The organism is Streptomyces lydicus (assembly GCF_000717345.1).
GTDB lineage: Bacteria > Actinomycetota > Actinomycetes > Streptomycetales > Streptomycetaceae > Streptomyces > Streptomyces lydicus.
In genome coordinates this window covers 1-676 of the sequence record NZ_JNZA01000100.1, presented here as the reverse complement: position 1 = coordinate 676, position 676 = coordinate 1, and the positions used below count along the sequence as shown (strand labels likewise).

Here is a 676-nt window from a genome sequence, read left to right as displayed (position 1 = left end):
ATCACTGCCGAAATACGGCGGCTGACCATCGGCGCGCCGGACGGAAGCACCCGTGACCTGGTGCTGCGGACCTTCGTCAACGTGGAGCACGCCGAGGACGGGCTGACCAGGGAGGCCGACGCCCTGACCCTGCTCACGGGGACCGGCGTGCCGGCTCCTGGACTGGTCGCGGTTGATCCGACCGCAGCGCATTGCGAGTATCCATCACTCCTGAGGACACATCTGGCGGGACGGACAGTCCTCGACGATGAGGGATTGGAGACGCGCGTCCCTCTGCTGGCCCGGCAACTCGTGGCGATCCACGCGTTGCAACCCGCCGTGCGGCCCCGGGGGTATGTGACGTTGACGACCGCCGACACCGTCGTGACTCCGAAGGGGGCCGACGCGGCGGCATGGGCGGCGGCGATCGACGTGATCCGCAAACCTGCGCCGCCCTTTGAAGGGCGATTCCTGCACCGGGACTTCCAACCCGGCAACGTGCTGTTCGACGTGGGGCCCTCAAGGCCGGCAGATGCCCGGATCACGGGGGTCGTCGACTGGGCAGCGACCTCCTGGGGCCCGGCGGATCTGGATGTGGCGCACTGCTCGACCAATCTTGCGCTGCTGCACGGCCCGTCGTGGGGTCTGCGGTTCTCTGAGGCGTATGAGGAGGCCGGCGGGGTGCTGGCCGCGGCCG

Annotated in this window: 1 protein-coding gene; it reads left to right on the top strand. The window is 69.2% G+C overall.

The window, feature by feature from the left end:
* On the top strand, window positions 1–676 hold a 676-nt coding region (locus OO62_RS36160), incomplete at both ends, for a phosphotransferase family protein (RefSeq protein WP_033271972.1).